The organism is Pseudomonas triclosanedens (assembly GCF_026686735.1).
Lineage (GTDB): Bacteria > Pseudomonadota > Gammaproteobacteria > Pseudomonadales > Pseudomonadaceae > Pseudomonas > Pseudomonas triclosanedens.
The window spans coordinates 1,111,420-1,129,223 of record NZ_CP113432.1 but is presented as its reverse complement, the minus strand read 5'-3'; the positions used below and the strand labels follow the sequence as shown (position 1 = coordinate 1,129,223).

The 17,804-nt window shown below is 66.0% G+C and carries 15 protein-coding genes and 1 pseudogene; 11 read left to right on the top strand and 5 right to left on the bottom strand.

Features of this window, described 5'->3' with window-relative positions; translation table 11 throughout:
- The first annotated feature begins 107 nt into the window (after positions 1-107).
- The 7 genes from OU419_RS05335 (at position 108) to OU419_RS05305 (ending at position 8,371) form a co-directional block, all read left to right on the top strand.
- A complete protein-coding gene (locus tag OU419_RS05335; RefSeq protein WP_254471036.1) occupies positions 108-1,712 on the top strand; it encodes an ABC transporter substrate-binding protein in 1,605 nt (534 codons plus the stop codon).
- 47 nt (positions 1,713-1,759) lie between these two features.
- Positions 1,760-3,391 carry an ABC transporter substrate-binding protein gene (locus tag OU419_RS05330; RefSeq protein ID WP_254471037.1) on the top strand — a complete coding sequence of 544 codons (1,632 nt, stop codon included), beginning with the start codon at positions 1,760-1,762 and terminating at the stop codon, positions 3,389-3,391.
- Positions 3,392-3,485: 94 nt separating this feature from the next.
- A complete protein-coding gene (locus tag OU419_RS05325; RefSeq protein WP_254471038.1) occupies positions 3,486-4,496 on the top strand; it encodes an ABC transporter permease subunit in 1,011 nt (336 codons plus the stop codon).
- Positions 4,497-4,649: 153 nt separating this feature from the next.
- Positions 4,650-5,561 (top strand): ABC transporter permease subunit, encoded by a 912-nt coding sequence (locus OU419_RS05320; protein WP_254471039.1) that lies wholly within the window; start codon positions 4,650-4,652, stop codon positions 5,559-5,561.
- Between the two features lie 73 nt (positions 5,562-5,634).
- A complete protein-coding gene (locus OU419_RS05315; RefSeq protein ID WP_254471040.1) occupies positions 5,635-6,612 on the top strand; it encodes an ABC transporter ATP-binding protein in 978 nt (325 codons plus the stop codon).
- Entirely contained in the window at positions 6,609-7,580 is a 972-nt protein-coding gene (locus OU419_RS05310) for a peptide ABC transporter ATP-binding protein (protein ID WP_254471041.1), read from the top strand. Before OU419_RS05315 ends, OU419_RS05310 begins: the two co-directional genes overlap by 4 nt.
- 155 nt (positions 7,581-7,735) lie before the next feature.
- Positions 7,736-8,371, top strand: coding sequence for a hypothetical protein (locus tag OU419_RS05305; RefSeq protein WP_254471042.1), 636 nt, complete (start codon positions 7,736-7,738; stop codon positions 8,369-8,371).
- Between the two features lie 68 nt (positions 8,372-8,439).
- Here the strand turns inward: OU419_RS05305 and OU419_RS05300 are convergent, their stop codons facing one another.
- Complete coding sequence (locus OU419_RS05300; RefSeq protein WP_254471043.1) at positions 8,440-9,066, bottom strand: LysE family translocator; 627 nt, start codon at positions 9,064-9,066, stop codon at positions 8,440-8,442.
- Between the two features lie 135 nt (positions 9,067-9,201).
- Between OU419_RS05300 and OU419_RS05295 the strand changes: the two genes are divergently transcribed.
- The 3 genes and pseudogenes from OU419_RS05295 to prfH form a co-directional block, all read left to right on the top strand.
- Entirely contained in the window at positions 9,202-9,684 is a 483-nt protein-coding gene (locus OU419_RS05295; RefSeq protein ID WP_254471044.1) for an Lrp/AsnC family transcriptional regulator, read from the top strand.
- Between the two features lie 207 nt (positions 9,685-9,891).
- Positions 9,892-11,025: an RNA ligase RtcB family protein gene (locus tag OU419_RS05290; RefSeq protein WP_254471045.1), complete on the top strand. Its 1,134-nt coding sequence runs from the start codon at positions 9,892-9,894 to the stop codon at positions 11,023-11,025.
- Positions 11,025-11,483 (top strand): annotated as a pseudogene (prfH, locus tag OU419_RS05285) (peptide chain release factor H); the annotation flags it as partial. The gene OU419_RS05290 and the pseudogene prfH, both read left to right, overlap by 1 nt.
- A 155-nt stretch (positions 11,484-11,638) precedes the next feature.
- On the opposite strand, the gene OU419_RS05280 reads toward prfH, so the two are convergent.
- The 3 genes from OU419_RS05280 to OU419_RS05270 are packed head-to-tail and all read right to left on the bottom strand — an operon-like array spanning position 11,639 to position 13,982.
- Positions 11,639-12,556, bottom strand: a complete 918-nt coding sequence (locus OU419_RS05280; protein ID WP_254471046.1) for a 5-oxoprolinase subunit C family protein — start codon at positions 12,554-12,556, stop codon at positions 11,639-11,641.
- Complete coding sequence (gene pxpB, locus OU419_RS05275) at positions 12,553-13,230, bottom strand: 5-oxoprolinase subunit PxpB (RefSeq protein ID WP_254471047.1); 678 nt, start codon at positions 13,228-13,230, stop codon at positions 12,553-12,555. The genes OU419_RS05280 and pxpB overlap by 4 nt, the downstream gene beginning before the upstream one ends.
- Positions 13,227-13,982, bottom strand: a complete 756-nt coding sequence (locus OU419_RS05270; protein ID WP_254471048.1) for a 5-oxoprolinase subunit PxpA — start codon at positions 13,980-13,982, stop codon at positions 13,227-13,229. Before OU419_RS05270 ends, pxpB begins: the two co-directional genes overlap by 4 nt.
- Positions 13,983-14,112: 130 nt before the next feature.
- On the opposite strand from OU419_RS05270, the gene lpxO reads away from it, so the two are divergent.
- Positions 14,113-15,012, top strand: a complete 900-nt coding sequence (gene lpxO / locus OU419_RS05265) for a lipid A hydroxylase LpxO (RefSeq protein WP_254471399.1) — start codon at positions 14,113-14,115, stop codon at positions 15,010-15,012.
- Between the two features lie 102 nt (positions 15,013-15,114).
- Here the strand turns inward: lpxO and OU419_RS05260 are convergent, their stop codons facing one another.
- The gene (locus OU419_RS05260; RefSeq protein ID WP_254471400.1) at positions 15,115-17,658 is read right to left on the bottom strand and encodes a PepSY domain-containing protein; all 2,544 of its coding nucleotides are present in this window, start codon (positions 17,656-17,658) and stop codon (positions 15,115-15,117) included.
- Positions 17,659-17,804 lie beyond the last annotated feature (146 nt).

The following is a 17,804-nucleotide window of genomic DNA, read 5'->3' as shown; positions in this document are numbered from 1 at the left end:
ACTCATCCCCGTCAGTCGCTTGCACCCGGCATGTGCCATGCATAGTTTCACGCAACGCAGCTCACAAGGCTGTTCCTCGATGACAACCAGAATAACCAGAGGTCCGTATGCGTAAGAACGCCGTCATCCGCTCCATGATTGCCGCTGGGCTGATCGCCAGCGCACCGCTTTTCGCCCACGCAGCCAACAACCTTGTGTACTGCTCCGAGGGCAGCCCGGCGGGCTTCGATCCCGGCCAGTACACTACCGGCACCGACTTCGATGCGTCGGCGGAAACGGTTTTCAACCGGTTGACCCAGTTCGAACGTGGCGGTACCCAGGTCATCCCTGGCCTTGCGGAAAAGTGGGATGTGTCCGATGACGGCAAGACCTACACCTTCCACCTGCGCTCCGGCGTGAAGTTCCACACCACCGACTACTTCAAGCCGACCCGCGAATTCAACGCCGACGACGTGCTGTTCACCTTCAACCGCATGCTCGACAAGAACCATCCGTTCCGCAAGGCGTACCAGACCGAGTTCCCCTACTTCACCGACATGGGCATGGACGCGAACATCGCCAAGGTGGAGAAGGTCGACGACCACACCGTCAAGTTCACCCTCAACGAGGTCGACGCCGCGTTCATCCAGAACCTGGCCATGAGCTTCGCCTCGATCCAGTCCGCCGAGTACGCCGACCAGTTGCTCAAGCAGGGCAAGGCTGCCGACATCAACCAGAAGCCGATCGGTACCGGGCCGTTCGTCTTCAGTCGCTACCAGAAGGACGCGATGATCCGCTTCAAGGCCAACAAGGACTACTGGAACAAGGGCGAGGTAAAGATCGACAACCTGATCTTCGCCATCAACACCGATGCCTCGGTGCGCATGCAGAAGCTCAAGGCCAACGAGTGCCAGATCACCCTCTTCCCGCGCCCCGCCGACCTGGAGGCGCTGAAAAAGGACCCGAACCTGAACATGCCGTCGCAGCCGGGCTTCAACCTCGGGTACATCGCCTACAACGTCCAGCACAAGCCGTTCGACAAGCTCGAAGTCCGCCAGGCTCTGGACATGGCGGTGAACAAGAAGGCAATCATCGATGCCGTCTACCAGGGCGCCGGCCAGCTCGCCGTGAACGGCATGCCGCCGACCCAGTGGTCCTACGACGACACCATCAAGGATCCGGCCTTCGATCCTGAAAAGGCCAAGGAACTGCTGAAGAAGGCCGGCGTGCCCGAAGGCACCGAGATCACCCTGTGGGCCATGCCGGTACAGCGTCCGTACAACCCCAACGCCAAGCTGATGGCCGAGATGCTCCAGGCCGACTGGGCCAAGATCGGCATCAAGGCCAAGATCGTCACCTACGAGTGGGGCGAATACATCAAGCGCGGCAAGAACGGCGAGCACGACGCCATGCTGATCGGCTGGAGCGGTGACAACGGCGACCCCGACAACTGGCTGGGCACCCTCTACGGCTGCGATGCGGTGGACGGTAACAACTACTCCAAGTGGTGCGACAAGTCCTATGACAAGCTGATCAAGGACGCCAAGCGCACCCCGGACCAGGCCAAGCGCACCGAGCTGTACAAGCAGGCCCAGCACATCCTCAAGGAGCAGGTGCCGATCACCCCGATCGCCCACTCCACCGTGTACCAGCCGATGCGCAAGACCGTGCAGGACTTCAAGATCAGTCCGTTCGCGCTGAACTCCTTCTACGGCGTCAGCATCGGTCAGTAAGTCCACGGGCCGCCGGACGACCGGCGGCCCCGCCACGACAACCGCACATGTCCATCCCACTCCGCAAACTGCTTTCCGGCTTCGCGCTGGCGAGCCTGCTCGGCTGCGCGCAGGCTTTCGCCCAGTCCCTGGTGGTCTGCACCGAGGCCAGCCCGGAAGGTTTCGACATCACCCAGTACACCGCGGCCACCACTGCCGACGCATCGGCCGAAACGGTCTTCGAGCGCCTGGTGCAGTTCGCCCCCGGCAGCACCCGTGTCGTGCCCGCGCTGGCGGAGCGCTGGGAAATCAGCAACGACGGGCTGCAATACACCTTCACCCTGCGCCAGGGCGTGAAGTTCCACAGCACCGACTACTTCACGCCGACCCGCGACTTCAATGCCGACGACGTGCTTTGGAGCTTCCGGCGCCAGCTCGACCCACAGCACCCCTGGCACAAGCTCGCCCCGCGCGGCTTCCCCTACGCCGAGGCGATGGGTCTGCCCGGCCTGATAAGCGCAGTGGACAAGCTCGACGAGCACCGCGTGCGCTTCACTCTGAGCCATCCCGAGTCACCCTTCCTCGCCGACCTGGCGATGGGCTTCGCCTCCATCTTCTCCGCCGAGTACGGCGACCTGCTGCTCGCCGCCGACAAGGCCGAGCAGTTGAACAACCTGCCGATCGGCACCGGCCCCTTCGTCTTCCAACGCTACCAGAAGGACGCCCAGGTGCGTTTCAACGCCAACCCCGACTACTGGGGTGGCAAGCCGAAGATCGAGCACCTGCTGCTGGCGATCACCCCGGACCCGAACGTACGCATCCAGAGGGTAAAGGCCGGCGACTGCCAGATCGCGGTCTACCCCAAGCCCACCGACGTTCCCGCGCTGCGCCAGGACCCGGCACTCAAGGTCGATGAGCTGGACTCGCTGCTGGTCGCCTACGTCGGCATCAATACCCGGCACAAACCGCTGGACGATGTGCGAGTGCGCCAGGCGATCAACCTGGCTTTCGACCGGGAGGCATACCTGCGCGCGCAGTTCGGCGAAGGCGCCGCCTCCCCGGCTGTCGCCCCCTACCCGCCCACGCTGTGGGGTTCCGACCCGCAGCTCAAGGGCTGGCCGTATGACCCGGCGCGAGCCCGGCAACTGCTCGACGAAGCCGGCATCAAGCCGGGCCTGAAGCTGTCGATCTGGACCCGCCCGGGCGGCGGCCCCACCAATCCGAACCCCGGCATCGGCGCGCAGATGCTGCAGGATGATCTCGGAAAGATCGGTATCCACGCCGACATCCGCGTCTACGAATGGGGTGAGCTGATCAAACGTGCCAAGCAGGGCGAACACGACCTGATATTCATGGGCTGGGCAGGCGACAATGGCGACCCGGACAACTTCCTTACGCCGAACCTGTCCTGCGCCGCGGCGAAAAGCGGCGAGAACCAGGCAGGCTGGTGCAATCAACAGTTCGACGAGCTGCTGCGCCAGGCCCGCGCCAGTTCCGACCAGGACACCCGCGCCGGCCTGTACCGCCAGGCCCTGGCGATCTACCAGCGCGAAGCACCGTGGATCGCCCTGGCCTACCCGAAACAGTTCGCCGTACTGCGTCCCGGCGTAGAAGGCTTCGTACTCAGCCCGCTAGGCTCCAACAACTTTTCCCGAGTGGAACTGCAACCCGCGACGGCGAAACCTGCTTCCGGGCAATAACGACAGGGATCAGGCCCCACAAGGGCCGATGTCGACAAGAACAGGGCGCCCATGACGCGTCCTACCGTGAAAATAGATGTGGAGACCCCCCACAATGCTGTCCTTCATTGCCCGACGATTCGGGCTGCTGATACCGACCTTCTTCGGCGTCACGCTCCTTACTTTCGCGCTGATCCGACTGATCCCCGGCGACCCGGTGGAAGTGATGATGGGCGAACGTCGCGTCGACCCGCAGATGCACGCCGAGGCCATGCACCGGCTGGGTCTCGACAAGCCGCTCTACCAGCAATACCTCGACTACATCGGCAACCTCGCCAGGGGCGACCTGGGCGAGTCGCTGACCACTCGCGACAGCGTCTGGCACGAGTTCCTCACCCTGTTCCCGGCGACCCTGGAACTGTCCCTCGCGGCGATGCTCTTCGCCGGCACCCTGGGCCTGCTCGCCGGGGTGATCGCGGCGCTCAAGCGAGGCTCGCTGTTCGACCACGGGGTGATGACGATCTCCCTCGCCGGCTACTCGATGCCGATATTCTGGTGGGGCCTGATCCTCATCATGCTGTTCTCCGTCAGCCTGGGCTGGACGCCAGTATCCGGGCGTCTGGACCTGCTCTATGACATCGAGCCGAAGACCGGCTTCATGCTCATCGACACGCTGCTGTCCGATGAGCAGGGCGCGTTCGTGGACGCCATGCGCCACCTGATCCTGCCGGCAATCGTGCTGGGCACCATCCCGCTGGCTGTGATCGCCCGCATGACCCGCTCGGCGATGCTCGAAGTACTGCGCGAAGATTACGTGCGTACCGCTCGCGCCAAGGGTCTTTCGCCGGCCCGCGTGGTGTTCGTCCACGCCCTGCGCAACGCCATGATCCCGGTACTCACCGTGTTCGGCCTGCAGGTCGGCACGCTGCTCGCCGGCGCAGTACTGACCGAGACCATCTTCTCCTGGCCCGGCATCGGCAAATGGCTGATCGACGCCATCGGCCGCCGCGACTACCCCGTGGTACAGAACGGCATCCTGCTGGTCGCGACCCTGGTGATCCTGGTCAACTTCATCGTGGACATCCTCTACGGCCTGGCGAACCCACGCATCCGCCACCAACGCTGAGGAACCGCCCATGTCCTTCTACGTGTCGGCGATACAGCGTCGGACTCCACCGATAAAGGCCCGTTTGCCCGATGCAAACCGCGCCTACCCGGCGAACGCCTTCTCGTCTTGCGCAAGCGTGCAAGGCCATGAGCAGCTTCTATGGAGCTTGCAATGAAAACAGATTCCCTCACTCCAGCCAGCGACCCGAGCCTGGTCTATCCATCCCCTCTGACAGAATTCTGGCAAGCCTTCGCGCGCAACAAGGGCGCGGTCGGCGGCCTGCTGTTCATGCTGGTCGTCGTATTCTGCGCACTGTTCGCGCCGTGGGTCGCACCCCATGACCCCAGCGCGCAATTCCGCGACTTCCTGCTCACTCCGCCGGCCTGGCTGGAAGGCGGGCAGATGCGATTCCTGCTGGGCACCGACGAACTGGGGCGCGACATGCTCTCACGCCTGATGCACGGCGCCCGGTTGTCGCTGAAGATCGGCCTGGCATCGGTGGTGATCTCGATGATTCCCGGCATCGTCCTCGGCCTGCTCGCCGGCTTCTCGCCCAACCGCCTAGGCCCGGTGATCATGCGCCTGATGGACATCATGCTGGCCCTGCCCTCGCTGCTGCTGGCCGTAGCCATTGTCGCCATCCTCGGCCCGGGCCTGATCAACACCGTGATCGCCATCGCCATCGTCTCGCTGCCGGCCTACGTGCGCCTGACCCGCGCCGCGGTCATGGGCGAGTTGAACCGCGACTACGTCACCGCCTCGCGCCTGGCCGGCGCCGGCACCCTGCGCCTGATGTTCGTCACCGTACTGCCCAACTGCATGGCACCGCTGATCGTGCAGGCCACCCTGAGCTTCTCCTCGGCCATCCTCGACGCCGCCGCCCTGGGCTTCCTCGGCCTAGGCGTACAACCGCCGACGCCTGAGTGGGGCACCATGCTCGCCTCCGCGCGCGACTACATCGAGCGCGCCTGGTGGGTCGTCAGCCTTCCCGGCCTGACCATCCTGCTCAGCGTGCTTGCGATCAACCTGATGGGCGACGGCCTGCGCGATGCGCTGGATCCGAAGCTGAAGAACGCGGCATGAGGAGGCTACCGATGCGAACCGACAAAGCCCTCCCCAGGCGCGGCCCGACCAGAACCACCCAGGAGACAGCCGTATGAGCCTCCTCGACATCCGCAATCTCTCGGTCCGCTTCGGCGACCGCAACGCCGTGCCCGTGGTGGATGGCCTCGACCTCTCGGTGGACAAGGGCGAAGTCCTTGCCATCGTCGGCGAATCCGGCTCCGGCAAATCCGTAACCATGATGGCGCTGATGGGGTTGATCGACGCCCCCGGCATCATCACCGCCGACACCATGCGCTTCGATGGTGTCGACATGCTGCGCCTGAAGGGCCGCGAGCGGCGGCGCATCGTCGGCAAGGACATCTCGATGGTCTTCCAGGACCCGATGACCGCGCTCAACCCCAGCTACACCGTGGGCTACCAGATCGAGGAAGTGCTCAAGCTGCACCTCGGCCTGCGCGGCAAAGCCGCCCGCCAGCGCGCCCTGGAACTGCTCGAACGAGTCGAAATCCCCGGCGCCGCCCAGCGCCTGGACGCCTACCCGCACCAGCTCTCCGGCGGTATGAGCCAGCGCGTCGCCATCGCAATGGCAATCGCCGGCGAGCCCAAGCTGCTGATAGCCGACGAGCCGACCACCGCGCTCGACGTGACCATCCAGGCACAGATCATGGAGCTGCTGCTGGACCTGCAACGTGACCAGGGCATGGCGCTGATCCTCATCACCCACGACCTCGCCGTGGTCGCCGAGACCGCCCAGCGCGTCTGCGTGATGTACGCGGGGCAGGCGGTGGAGATCGGCCAGATCCCGGCGCTGTTCGACACACCGACCCACCCCTATACCGAAGCGCTGCTCAAGGCGATTCCCGAGCACAGCGCCGGCGCCGAGCGCCTGGCCACCCTGCCCGGCATCGTCCCCGGCAAGTACGACCGACCGCAAGGCTGCCTGCTGTCGCCGCGCTGTCCATACGTGCAGGACAACTGCCGCACCACTCGCCCGGCGCTCGAAGCGCACGCGCGTGGCGCCGTGCGTTGCTTCTACCCACTGAATACCGACGCCGAGGTGGCCCGATGAGTGCCGTACTGACCGCCCGCGACCTGACCCGCCACTATGAAATCTCCCAGGGCCTGTTCAAGCCCCACGCCCTGGTCCGCGCGCTCAACGGCGTGTCCTTCGAACTGCAGGCCGGCAAGACCCTCGCCGTGGTCGGCGAATCCGGCTGCGGCAAATCCACCCTGGCGCGCGCCCTCACCCTGATCGAAGAGCCGACCTCCGGCTCGTTGCAGATCGCCGGACAGGAGGTGAATGGCGCCACTCACGAGCAGCGCAAGCAACTGCGCCGCGATGTGCAGATGGTCTTCCAGAACCCCTATGCCTCGCTCAACCCGCGGCAGAAAATCGGCGACCAGCTCGCCGAACCGCTGGTGATCAACACCGGCCTGTCGCGCACCGAACGCCGCGAACGAGTGCAGGCGATGATGAAGCAGGTCGGCCTGCGCCCCGAGCATTACCAGCGTTACCCGCACATGTTCTCCGGCGGGCAGCGCCAGCGCATCGCCCTGGCCCGCGCCATGATGCTGCGGCCCAGGGTGCTGGTGGCGGACGAACCGACCTCGGCGCTGGACGTGTCGATCCAGGCTCAGGTGCTCAACCTGTTCATGGACCTGCAACAGGAGTTCGGCACCGCCTACGTGTTCATCTCCCACAACCTGGCCGTGGTGCGCCACGTGGCCGACGACGTGCTGGTGATGTACCTCGGCCGCCCGGTGGAAATGGGCCCGGCGCACAAGCTCTACGGGCGCCCGCTGCACCCCTATACCCAGGCCCTGCTCTCGGCGACCCCGGCCATCCACCCCGATCCGGACAAACCCAAGATCAAGATCCAGGGCGAACTCCCCAACCCGCTCAACCCGCCCAGCGGCTGTGCCTTCCACAAACGCTGCCCCTACGCCACCGAGCGCTGCAAGGTCGAGGTGCCGGAACTGCGCCTGCTGGATGAGCGCCAGGTGGCCTGCCACCATGCGGAGCAGTTTCTGAACTGAACGCGCGTGAGCCGGTCCTAGGCCGGCTCACCCGTTTAACAGAGACACTTCGCACTCGTTTTAGGACCAGTCCTACCGATCTGGTTCCGATGTCTCGCTAGGGTGGCGCCTCGCCACTGCTTTGCCGTGGCTCATCAATCAGGGCCAGGTCATCCATGCTGCTGTTCTACCTCCTGCTCATCCTCATCACTGCCGTCATCGCCAACGTCCAGCTCCATAAATGGAAACGCCAGCGGCGGCTGGACCTTCGCGCGGCGGCAGCCACGAAGAAGAAGCCGGCACCGAGGAAGCGCGCCCGCGAGGAGATCGATCTCGACCAGATCGATTGGGACGGCCTGGACCAGGACGACCTGGACCTCACCCCGCCAGCAACGCCCGAGCCCGCCCCTGCGAAGGATCCGGTCACGCGTCCGGCAGCCGGGCCGGTGAACGTCCCCGCGGACGAATTCTCCGCGCTGGAACGCGCGCTGCCGCAAGGGCAACTCACTGCGGCACAGCGCGACGAGGCCATGAAGCAACTGCTCAAGGCCAACCTGCATATTCCCGTTCCGGAGCCCGGCGAAAGGCACGTGGTACTGGACATGGACGGCGGCAGCTACGTGCCGGTCGCGACCCATCCGGCGGCGGCCGGCATTGCGCTGGGCTATCTCGCCGAGGGGATGAAATCGTGCAGGGGCGAGCAGTTGCTGCGCGAACTGCGAGGCGGCGATGTGGGTGTACTGGTGGTCGCCCGCAACCCGCAGAAGCCCGCGGTGGCGCGGCTGTGGAAGATCCAGCCGGAGGACCTCTGAAACGAGGAAGCTTTTCCGCTGCCGAAAACCACGCCAACGCAAGATGGACGCAGCCGAGCCGTACGCGCCTACAAATCCCGCACCAGCGCCAGACGCACACCGAAGCCCAGCAAAATTCCGCCAAACCCCCATTGCTGCAGGCGCTGCATCAGCCGATGCCGCGCGAGCCAGCGGCCCATGCGCTCGCCGCTGATGGCGTAGAACGCATCGAAGCCCAGCCCCACCACGACCAGCACGCCGCCCAGCAGCGCAAACTGCAGCATCAACGGACCATTCTGCGGCTGGATGAACTGCGGCAGCAGCACCGAACAGAACAGCAGTGCCTTGGGATTGAGCAGATTGGTCAACAACCCGCGCCGGAAGGCACGCCATCCGGCGCCAGCAATCGCAGGCGCGGAGGTAGCGGCGGCCGGCGGCTCGAGCGGCGCACGCAGCAGTCTGAGGCCGATCCAAGCAAGGTAGAGGCCGCCGACGACACGCACCGCATCGAAGGTCCAGGGCGCCGTGCGGAACAGCAGCGCCAGGCCCGTCGCTGCCAACGCCACGTGGCAAGCCCGTGCCAGGGCCAGCCCCAGGGCGGTCGACAACGCGGCGCGCACGCCTTCGCGGGCACCGGTGTGCAACAGGAGGATCATGTCCGGGCCAGGCAGCAGGTAGACCATCGCCAGAGCCAGCAGAAAGACGCCGATATCCATGAAAGTAGCTCCGCACGAGTGATTGCGGATAAGGATTCTATGCCCGAAGGCCGAGGCAGGTGCTTGCGAATTCGACCATCATCGGCCAGCTTACTGGCATCTTCTGCCAATAAAACCGAAAGAAACGGTCCATTTATGCCAAGCCCGAAACTCGACGCCTACGATCACCGCATCCTCGCCGCCCTGCAACGCGACGGACGCCTGACCAACGTGCAACTCGCCGAGGAGATCGGCCTCTCGCCCTCCCCCTGCCTGCGCCGGGTACGCCTGCTGGAAGAGGCCGGGATGATCCGTGGCTACCACGCCGAACTGGGCCGAGACGAAGTCGGCCTGGGCCTGACGGTGTTCGTCGGCGTGAAGGTCGAGCGCCATAGCGACACCAGCGCCAGCGCCTTTCGCCAGGCGGTGATCGACCTGCCGGAAGTCATCTCGGTGCACCTGGTCAGCGGCGAATCGGACTTCCTTCTGCAGGTCGTCCTACCCGACCTGCGCGCCTATGAGCAGTTCCTCACCGGCACATTACTCAAGCTGCCGGGGGTGAGCGACATCCGCAGCAACTTCGCGATCCAGACGGTAAAGGAGTCGGCGCCACTACCGCTGCGACACCTGCCGAAATGACGAAGATTGCGTGCGGCAAACTGCGCGCCTATCATTCGCGGCCTTCCATCAACCGACTGCAAAGGAGAGACATCATGCAAACACTGATTACCCTTTGCAGGTCGCGCCTGGTCTGATCGCCTCCGCCGTCCCTCGGCGGCTTCGCATTGCCCGGCTCCGGCCTGCCCCCATCCTCTTTTTTCGTTTCATTCCTAATGGGATTGGACAATGGGCAATTGCATCCAAAATCTGTCCGACGGCATCACCCTGATCGCCGCGGACGACACCTGGATCGAAGGTAAAGCGATCCAGCAACTCGAAACCACCGCTCGCCTGCCGGGCATGCAGCGGGTCGCCGGCATGCCGGACCTGCACCCCGGTCGCGGCTATCCGATCGGTGCGACGTTCTTCTCCACTGGCCGCCTGTATCCGGCGCTGGTGGGCAACGACATCGGCTGCGGCATGGCGCTGTGGCGCACCGACCTGGCCACCGCCAAGCTGAACCTGGACAAGCTGGAAAAGCGCCTCGGCAACCTCGACGGTCCGCTGAACGAAGACTGGAGCGAGCGTATCGCCAGCTTCGATCTCCCACCCTGCGGCCACGAGCGTTCGTTGGGAACCATCGGCGGCGGCAACCACTTCGCTGAACTGCAGCAACTCGATCAGTCGTACGACGACGCCGTAGCGGCCCTGGGCCTCGACCGGCGCCATCTGCTCCTGCTGGTGCATAGCGGCTCGCGCGGCCTGGGCGAAACCATCCTGCGCGAGCAGGTGGACCGCTTCAGCCACCAGGGCCTGGCCGAAGGCAGCGACGACTGCGCGCACTATCTGGCTCGCCATGACGGCGCACTGCGGTTCGCCGAGGCCAACCGTGAGCTGATCGCCCTGCGCATGCTCGACCGCCTGCGGGCCGACGGCGCCCAGGTGCTGGACGTGAACCACAACCTGGTCAGCCCAGCGCAGGTCGACGGGGTCGACGGCTGGTTGCACCGCAAGGGCGCGACACCGGCGGATCGCGGGGTGATGGTGATCCCCGGCTCGCGCGGCGACTACAGCTACCTGGTGGAGCCGGTCGCCGACCCGCGCAGCCTCTTCTCCCTCGCCCACGGCGCGGGACGCAAGTGGATGCGCAGCGAGTGCAAGGAGCGTCTCTCGGCGCGCTACCGCGTCGAGCAGCTATCACGCACCGCGCTGGGCAGCCGGGTGATCTGCGGTGATCGCGGGTTGATCTACGAGGAGGCGCCGGAAGCCTACAAGGCCATCGACTCGGTAGTCGGCGCACTGCGTGAAGCGGGGCTGCTGCGAGTGCTGGCACGGCTCAAACCGGTCCTGACCTACAAGACCCGTGGGGAGTGCTGCTGATGATCCTGCTGCAACTTTCCGCGGCCCAGGGGCCGGACGAATGTGCGCTGGCCGTGGCCAAGGCTCTGCAGCGCCTGCTGCGCGAGGCCGAAGCCACGGGTGTCGAGGTTCGTCTGCTTGAACAGGGCGCCGGACCGCGCCGGGGCACCCTGCTCTCGGTGCTGCTGGCGCTGGAGGGCGAGTCCGCGGCGACGCTGGCCGAGAGCTGGAGCGGCACCCTGCAATGGGTCTGCGCCAGCCCTTACCGGCCCAACCACGGACGCAAGAACTGGTACTTCGGCGGCGCACTGTTCAGTGCGCCCCCGGCCAGCCTGGAGAGCGAAGTGCGCTTCGAAACCCTGCGCTCCTCCGGCCCCGGAGGCCAGCACGTCAACACCACCGACTCGGCGGTGCGCGCCACCCATATCGCCAGCGGCCTGAGCGTGAAGATACAGAGCGAGCGCAGCCAGCACGCCAACAAGCGCCTGGCGCTGCTGCTGATCGCCCGCAAACTGGCCGAGCGCGCGGAACAGGCCAGCAGCGACTGCGTGCCGAGCGCAGGCTGGTGCACCACCGACTGGAGCGCGGCAATCCCCGCCGGGTGTTTCACGGCGAACGCTTCGAAGGCTGAGAGTCAGCCCTCGAAGAATCGCAGGAACGCGCGCAGGTCCGCCTGCGCCTGTTCCACACTCGCCTCGCGCAAGCGCACTTCACTGTGCGCAGGGCATTGCGCCAGCCGGCCAAGGTCGAGCGGGTGCAGCACGCCGAACACCGGGTAGCCGCCCATCGTCTGGCGATCGGCAAGTAGAATTATCGGCTGGCCATCCGGCGGAATCTGGATCGCTCCATCCACCACACCCAGCGACCACTGCCGGCGCGGCGCCACCAGCGCCTCGCCACGTAGGCGCACACCCATGCGGTCGGACTGCGGGCTGATCTGCCAGGTCTGGGCGAAGAACGCCTGCCGCTGCTGATCGGTGAATCCATCCGGTCCCGGCAGCACCCGCAGCGTCGGGGTTTCACGATATTCCGGCCGATACGGCCAGGGCACGCTGGCGCCTCGCGCGAACCGCTCGCCATCGACAGCACAGTCCAGCACGTCACCCGCTGCAAGCGGCCGCCCATCTCCCGCCAGACCACCGATCCCTTCCCGCGCCTGGGTCGCAACGCTGCCCAGCACAGGGGCCGAGCGGAAACCTTGCGCCACCGCGAGATAAGCGCGCTGGCCGGCACGGGCAAAGCCCAGGCGCAGGCGCTGGCCGGCCCGCACGCGAAAGCGCGACCAGGCCAGCAACGGCTCGCCATCGAGAACCGCCGGCAGCTCGGCACCGGTCAGCGCCAACCAGGTATCCTGTTGCACCTCCAGCTCCAGGCCGCCCAGCGCGACTTCCAGCAACGCAGCGTCCGCGGCATTGCCCAGCAGGCGATTGGCCCAGGCCGCCGCGTGCCTGTCCACAGGCCCGCCGGGCGAGACACCCAGCCGCTGCCAGCCTTGCCGCCCGCCATCCTGCAACAGGCACAGCGGACCACAGGCGATGACTTTCAGACTCATGTTCCACCACCGGCGGCGCGATAGGCCACTTCGTCGACGGGAACGAAGCGCACGCGATCCCCCACTGCCAGCGGGCAGGGCGGCTCACGGCGCGGATCGAACAGCCGCTGCGCCGTGCGCCCCAGCAAGTGCCAGCCGCCCGGCGATGCCTGCGGATAGATAGCCGTCTGCCGCTCTGCGATGGCCAGGCTGCCGGCGGGTACCAAGGTGCGCGGAGTGGAGCGGCGCGGCAGGGTGAGGCGTTCGTCCAGCTCGCCGAGGTAGGCGAACCCCGGGGCAAAACCAATGGCGCCAACCCGGTAGTCGCGGCCAGCATGCAGGTCGATTACCTGGGTGGGCGTGAGTCCGCACTGACGCGCGACCTCCGCGAGGTCTTCTCCGGCGTACCACACGGCGATTTCATGCACGCGCCCCGATGCTTCGGCGACGGCAACGCCCGGCCAGTCGGCCAGCAGCGCCTGAACCCGCGTGCGCAGCAGCGCCAGATCGATGCGTCGCACATCGTAGTGCAGCACCAGCGTCGTCCAGCCGGGCACGCAGTCGGTCAGCAACGCGCCCAGCTCGCAGCGTGCTCGCTCGGCGAGCTGGGCGATGCGTAACGGCAAGGTATCGTCCGGGGACTCGGCCAGGGTGATCAGCAGCGCCTGGGCGCCGAAGGCTTCGAGGCGGATCATGCCTGGTCCAGCAAACCACGCAGGCGCCGCAGCACCGCCAGGGATTCGGGGTTGTCGCCATGCACACAGAGGCTGTCGGCGCGCAGGCGCAGCGGGTTGCCATCGATATCGGCAAAAGCCTCGCCACGGGCGATGGCCAGGGCCTGGTCGAGGATGCGCTGCGGCTCCTGGTGCACGGCATTGGGCAGGCGACGCGGGGCGAGTTGGCCGTCGGGCAGATAGGCGCGGTCGGCGAAGGCTTCGAATATCAGCGGCACGTCGGCGGCATCGGCCAGTTGCAGTTCGCGGCCATTGTCAGCCAGCGCCAGGACCATCAGCGGCAGTCCCTTGCGATAGGCGGCGCAGGCCTCAAGGACCGCCGAGAGCAGCGCATCGTCACGCACCAGGTCGTTATACAGAGCGCCATGCGGCTTGACGTAGTCCACGCGGGTCCCGGCCGCACGGCAGAAGGCGTCCAGCGCGCCAACCTGATAGAGCACCAGCGCCTGCACCTCTTCCGGGGAGCAGTTCATGTGACGGCGACCGAAGCCGGCGAGGTCCGGGTAGGCTGGGTGCGCGCCGATGCTGACACCCTGCTCCACCGCCAGGCGCACCGTTCGCTGCATGGTCAGCGGGTCGCCGGCGTGGTAGCCGCAGGCAAGATTGGCCTGGTCGATCAGCGGCATGGCGTGGACGTCGTCACCCATGCGCCAGGCGCCGAAGCTTTCGCCCATGTCGCAGTTGAGCAGGAGTCGCATCGTGCGCTCGGTCATCGGTCTCGCCATCCTTCTAAATTTCCTACAGGGTAAAGCAGACTCTGGCCTTTGGCCTTCGGAGAATACTCAGTCACGCCGGGGAGGAGTACCATTTGCAGTCTCTACTCGTGGATACCTCCCCCGAATGATCAAAGCCGCCATATTGGCCGCCTTCGGCCTGAGCATCGTTTATGTCCACCTGCGTGGACGGGTGCGCCACAAGTTCACGCGCCAGTTGTCTGACCACTCCAGCTTCCTGGCGCCAATCAACTGCATCATGTACCTGTTCTCCAAGGTACCGAGCCGCCCGTACCTGGCGACCGAACAGTTTCCGGAAATGCGCCTGCTCACCGAGAATTGGGAAGCCATCCGCAGCGAAGCGCTGCATCTGCGCGACGCCGGCAGCATCAAGCGCTCCGACCAGCTCAACGACGTGGGTTTCAACTCGTTCTTCAAGAGCGGCTGGAAACGCTTCTACCTGAAGTGGTACGACGACAGCCATCCGTCCGCCGATGCACTCTGCCCGAAAACCACCGAACTGCTGCGGCAGATTCCGTCGGTCAAGGCGGCGATGTTCGCCGAGCTGCCGCCGGGCTCGCGGCTGGTTCGCCACCGCGACCCGTACGCCGGCTCGCTGCGCTACCACCTGGGCCTGATGACGCCGAACGACCCGGCCTGCTTCATCGAGGTCGACGGCGAGCGCTACCACTGGCGCGATGGCGAAGCCGTGGTGTTCGACGAGACCTACATCCACTACGCCGAAAACACTACCGACCATGACCGGGTGATTCTGTTCTGCGACATCGAGCGGCCACTCAAGTACCGCTGGGCGACCGCCTTCAATCGCTGGTTCAGCCGCAACGTGATGGCCGCCGCCGCATCGCCCAACGATGCCGGCGACAAGACCGGCGGGATCAACCGCGCCTTCGCTTCGCTGTACAAGATCCGCTTGCAGGGCAAGGCACTGAAGAAGCGCAACCGCAAGCTGTACTACCTGCAGAAGTGGGGGTTCTTCGCAGCGGTGCTGGCTGTTTTTCTTTGGATATGAGTTTCTGCATCTGAACCCGCTTCCCGACATCAAAAAAGGCCCCCGCAATCGCGGGGGCCTTTTTGTTTGAGTGGCGGTCAATGCCGGGTGGCAGGCGCCGCCTCAGTACACGTCGCGACGGTAGCGCCCGCTCTCCAGCAGCGCTTCGACCTCGGCATCGCCGAGCAACTCGCGCAGGGTGCGGTCGACGCCCTCCGCCATGCCCTGCAGGCTGCCGCAGACGTGGATCACCGCACCGTCCTCCAGCCACTGCGCCAACACCTCGCCGCTGGCGCGCAGGCGGTCCTGCACGTAGACCTTCTCGGCCTGGTCGCGGGAGAAGGCCACGTCCAGGCGCTGCAATTCGCCACGTGCCAGTGCGCCTTCCAGTTCCTCGCGGCAGTAGAAGTCGTGGGCGATGTTGCGCTCGCCGAACAACAGCCAGTTGCGGCGGCGGCCCTCGGCAATGCTGGCGCGCAGCAGGCTGCGCAAGCCTGCCAGGCCAGTACCGTTGCCAATCAGGATCAGCGGGCGGTCGTCCGCGCTGAGGTGGAAGCTGCGGTTGCGGCGCAAACGCAGCAACAGGCTGCCGCCGTCGGGCAGGTATTCAGTCAGCCAGCCGGAGCAGATACCCAGCGAGCCGTCGGCATGCTGCTCCTGACGCACGATCAGCTCCAGTGCGCCATCGCTGCGTAGCGAGGCGATGGAGTACTGGCGCACCGAGAGCTTGATGAGCGCGTCGTACACCGCCTGCGCGTGCTGGCCGACCAGGTGTTCGAGGTTGCCGGGCAGCAGGCAGCCGGCCAGGGCGATCCGCAGTGGCGTGGCGATGCCGTCGGCCTGCACGCTGGCGTCGCCATCCAGGCCGAGACGATCGAGCCACGCTTCGACCAGGAATTCGGGCTGTCGCGGGGCGATTTCCACCAGGTCGCCGGCGCTCCAGTCGATCTGCGAATCGCTCGGTGCGGCCAGGCGCAGCAACCAGGTGGACTCGCCCTGGCTGCCGGGATTGAGGTGCTCGCGGCCGACCAGGCTCCAGACCTCGAAGGCCGGCGCGCTGAAGGCCGCCTGCGGAGCACTGCCTGAAAGCCGGGCCAGTTGCTGCTGCCAGTCGTGCAGTGCGGCGGCATCGCCATTGTCGACATCGATCCCCTCGAACAGCGGGCGCGCGCCCTGCCCTTGCAGCCAGCCTTGCAGGCGCCGGGCAAAACCGCAGAACTGCTCGTACTGGCGATCACCGAGCGCCAGCACGGCAAAGCGCAGGTCGTGCAGACCGAGAGCTTGCCCCAGCACCTGGCGCTCGAAGCCGCGGGCGCTATCCGGCGCTTCGCCATCGCCGAAGGTGCTGACCACGAACAGCGCATTGCGGGTCTGCTGCAGTTGCGCTCGGTCGAGTTTCGCCAGGGGCTCGACGCGCACCGGCAAACCGGCGGCCTGCAGTTGGCCGGCGCTCTGCCAGGCCAGCCGTTCGGCGAACCCGCTCTGGCTGGCGTAGCCAACGAGCCAGGCATCGGCACCACCTGTATTGCGCAGGTCGCCGCGGGCCACGACCGCTGCGCGCTTCTTGCGCCGGCGGTCGAGATAGAGCAGCCAGCCGGTGACGAAGAACAGGGGCATCGACAGGCTCGCCAGCATCATCAGGATGCGCCCGGTGAGGCCAAAGTAGCTGCCCACGTGCAGCGCATACACGCTGGTCAACAGTTGCTTGCCGAAGCTGCTGTCGTTGTAGCGCTTGTCGCCCAGCAGCTCGCCGCTGACCGGGTCGATGGTCATCTCGTTGAAGGCGCGGTCGTGGGCGGCGTCATCGAGAAGATAGAAGACGGTCGCCGGCTGGCCCTTCACTGGCGGCATGCGCAGGTTGTAGGCGGTCATCGAGGCGCCGCCGGTCTGCTGGATCGTGGCCCAGACAGCATCCGCATCGAGCACCGGCGGCGGGCCTTCCGGCGCCGGGCCGCGCTTGCCGCCGCCGCGCAGCCCCTTGTGCTGGCCGGCGGGGGTATCGTCGAGCAGTTTGAAGAGGCCGCCGCGATACCAGTCGTAGGACCAGTAGAGGCCGGTCAGCGCGGCCAGCAGGTAGAACGCCAGGCACCAGGTGCCGGCCACGGCGTGGAGGTCCCAGTTGAAGGCGCGGCCCTTCTTGCGCCAGTCGAAGGCCAGCCATGCGCGCCAGTTCAGCGCCTTGCGCGGCCAGCGCAGGTACAGGCCGGAAAGGCACAGGTAGAGCAGGATCAGCGTGCAGGCGGCAGTCACCTGCTTGCCCGCTTCGCCAGCGGCAAGGAAGCGGTGCAACTGCATGATGAAGTTGAAAAGGCCCTCGCCCCTGGGCGCCGGCAGGAGTTGAGCGGTGTACGGGTCGACGTAGCGGGCCTCGCCACGGCGCTGCCCCGGCTTGGGCGTGTAGAAGATGCGCCCGGCCTCGTCACCGTCGACCTTCACCCAGACGAAGGCGACTTTCTTGCCCGGCTCGGCGCCTTCCACCCGGCGAATCAGTTCGCCCATCGGCAATGTGCCCCCGGCGCGCTTTTCCACGGTGAGGCTGGCGGGGTTCGCGGCACGCAGGATTTCATCCTGGAACGACAGCATCGCCCCGGTCAGCCCCATCAGCGCGAGCACCAGGCCAGCGCTGATTCCGAACACCCAATGCAACTGGAACCAGACTTTCTTCAACACCGTGGCCTCACGTCATACCGCACTTTGCGCAGGGCAGAATTTTATTGAGAACGGCTCGCAAATGCAGCCGATTTTTACAACCTTTACCCAGTCCTTACACTGGACAAACAAAAACCCCGGCCGAGGAGCGTCGGCCGGGGTGG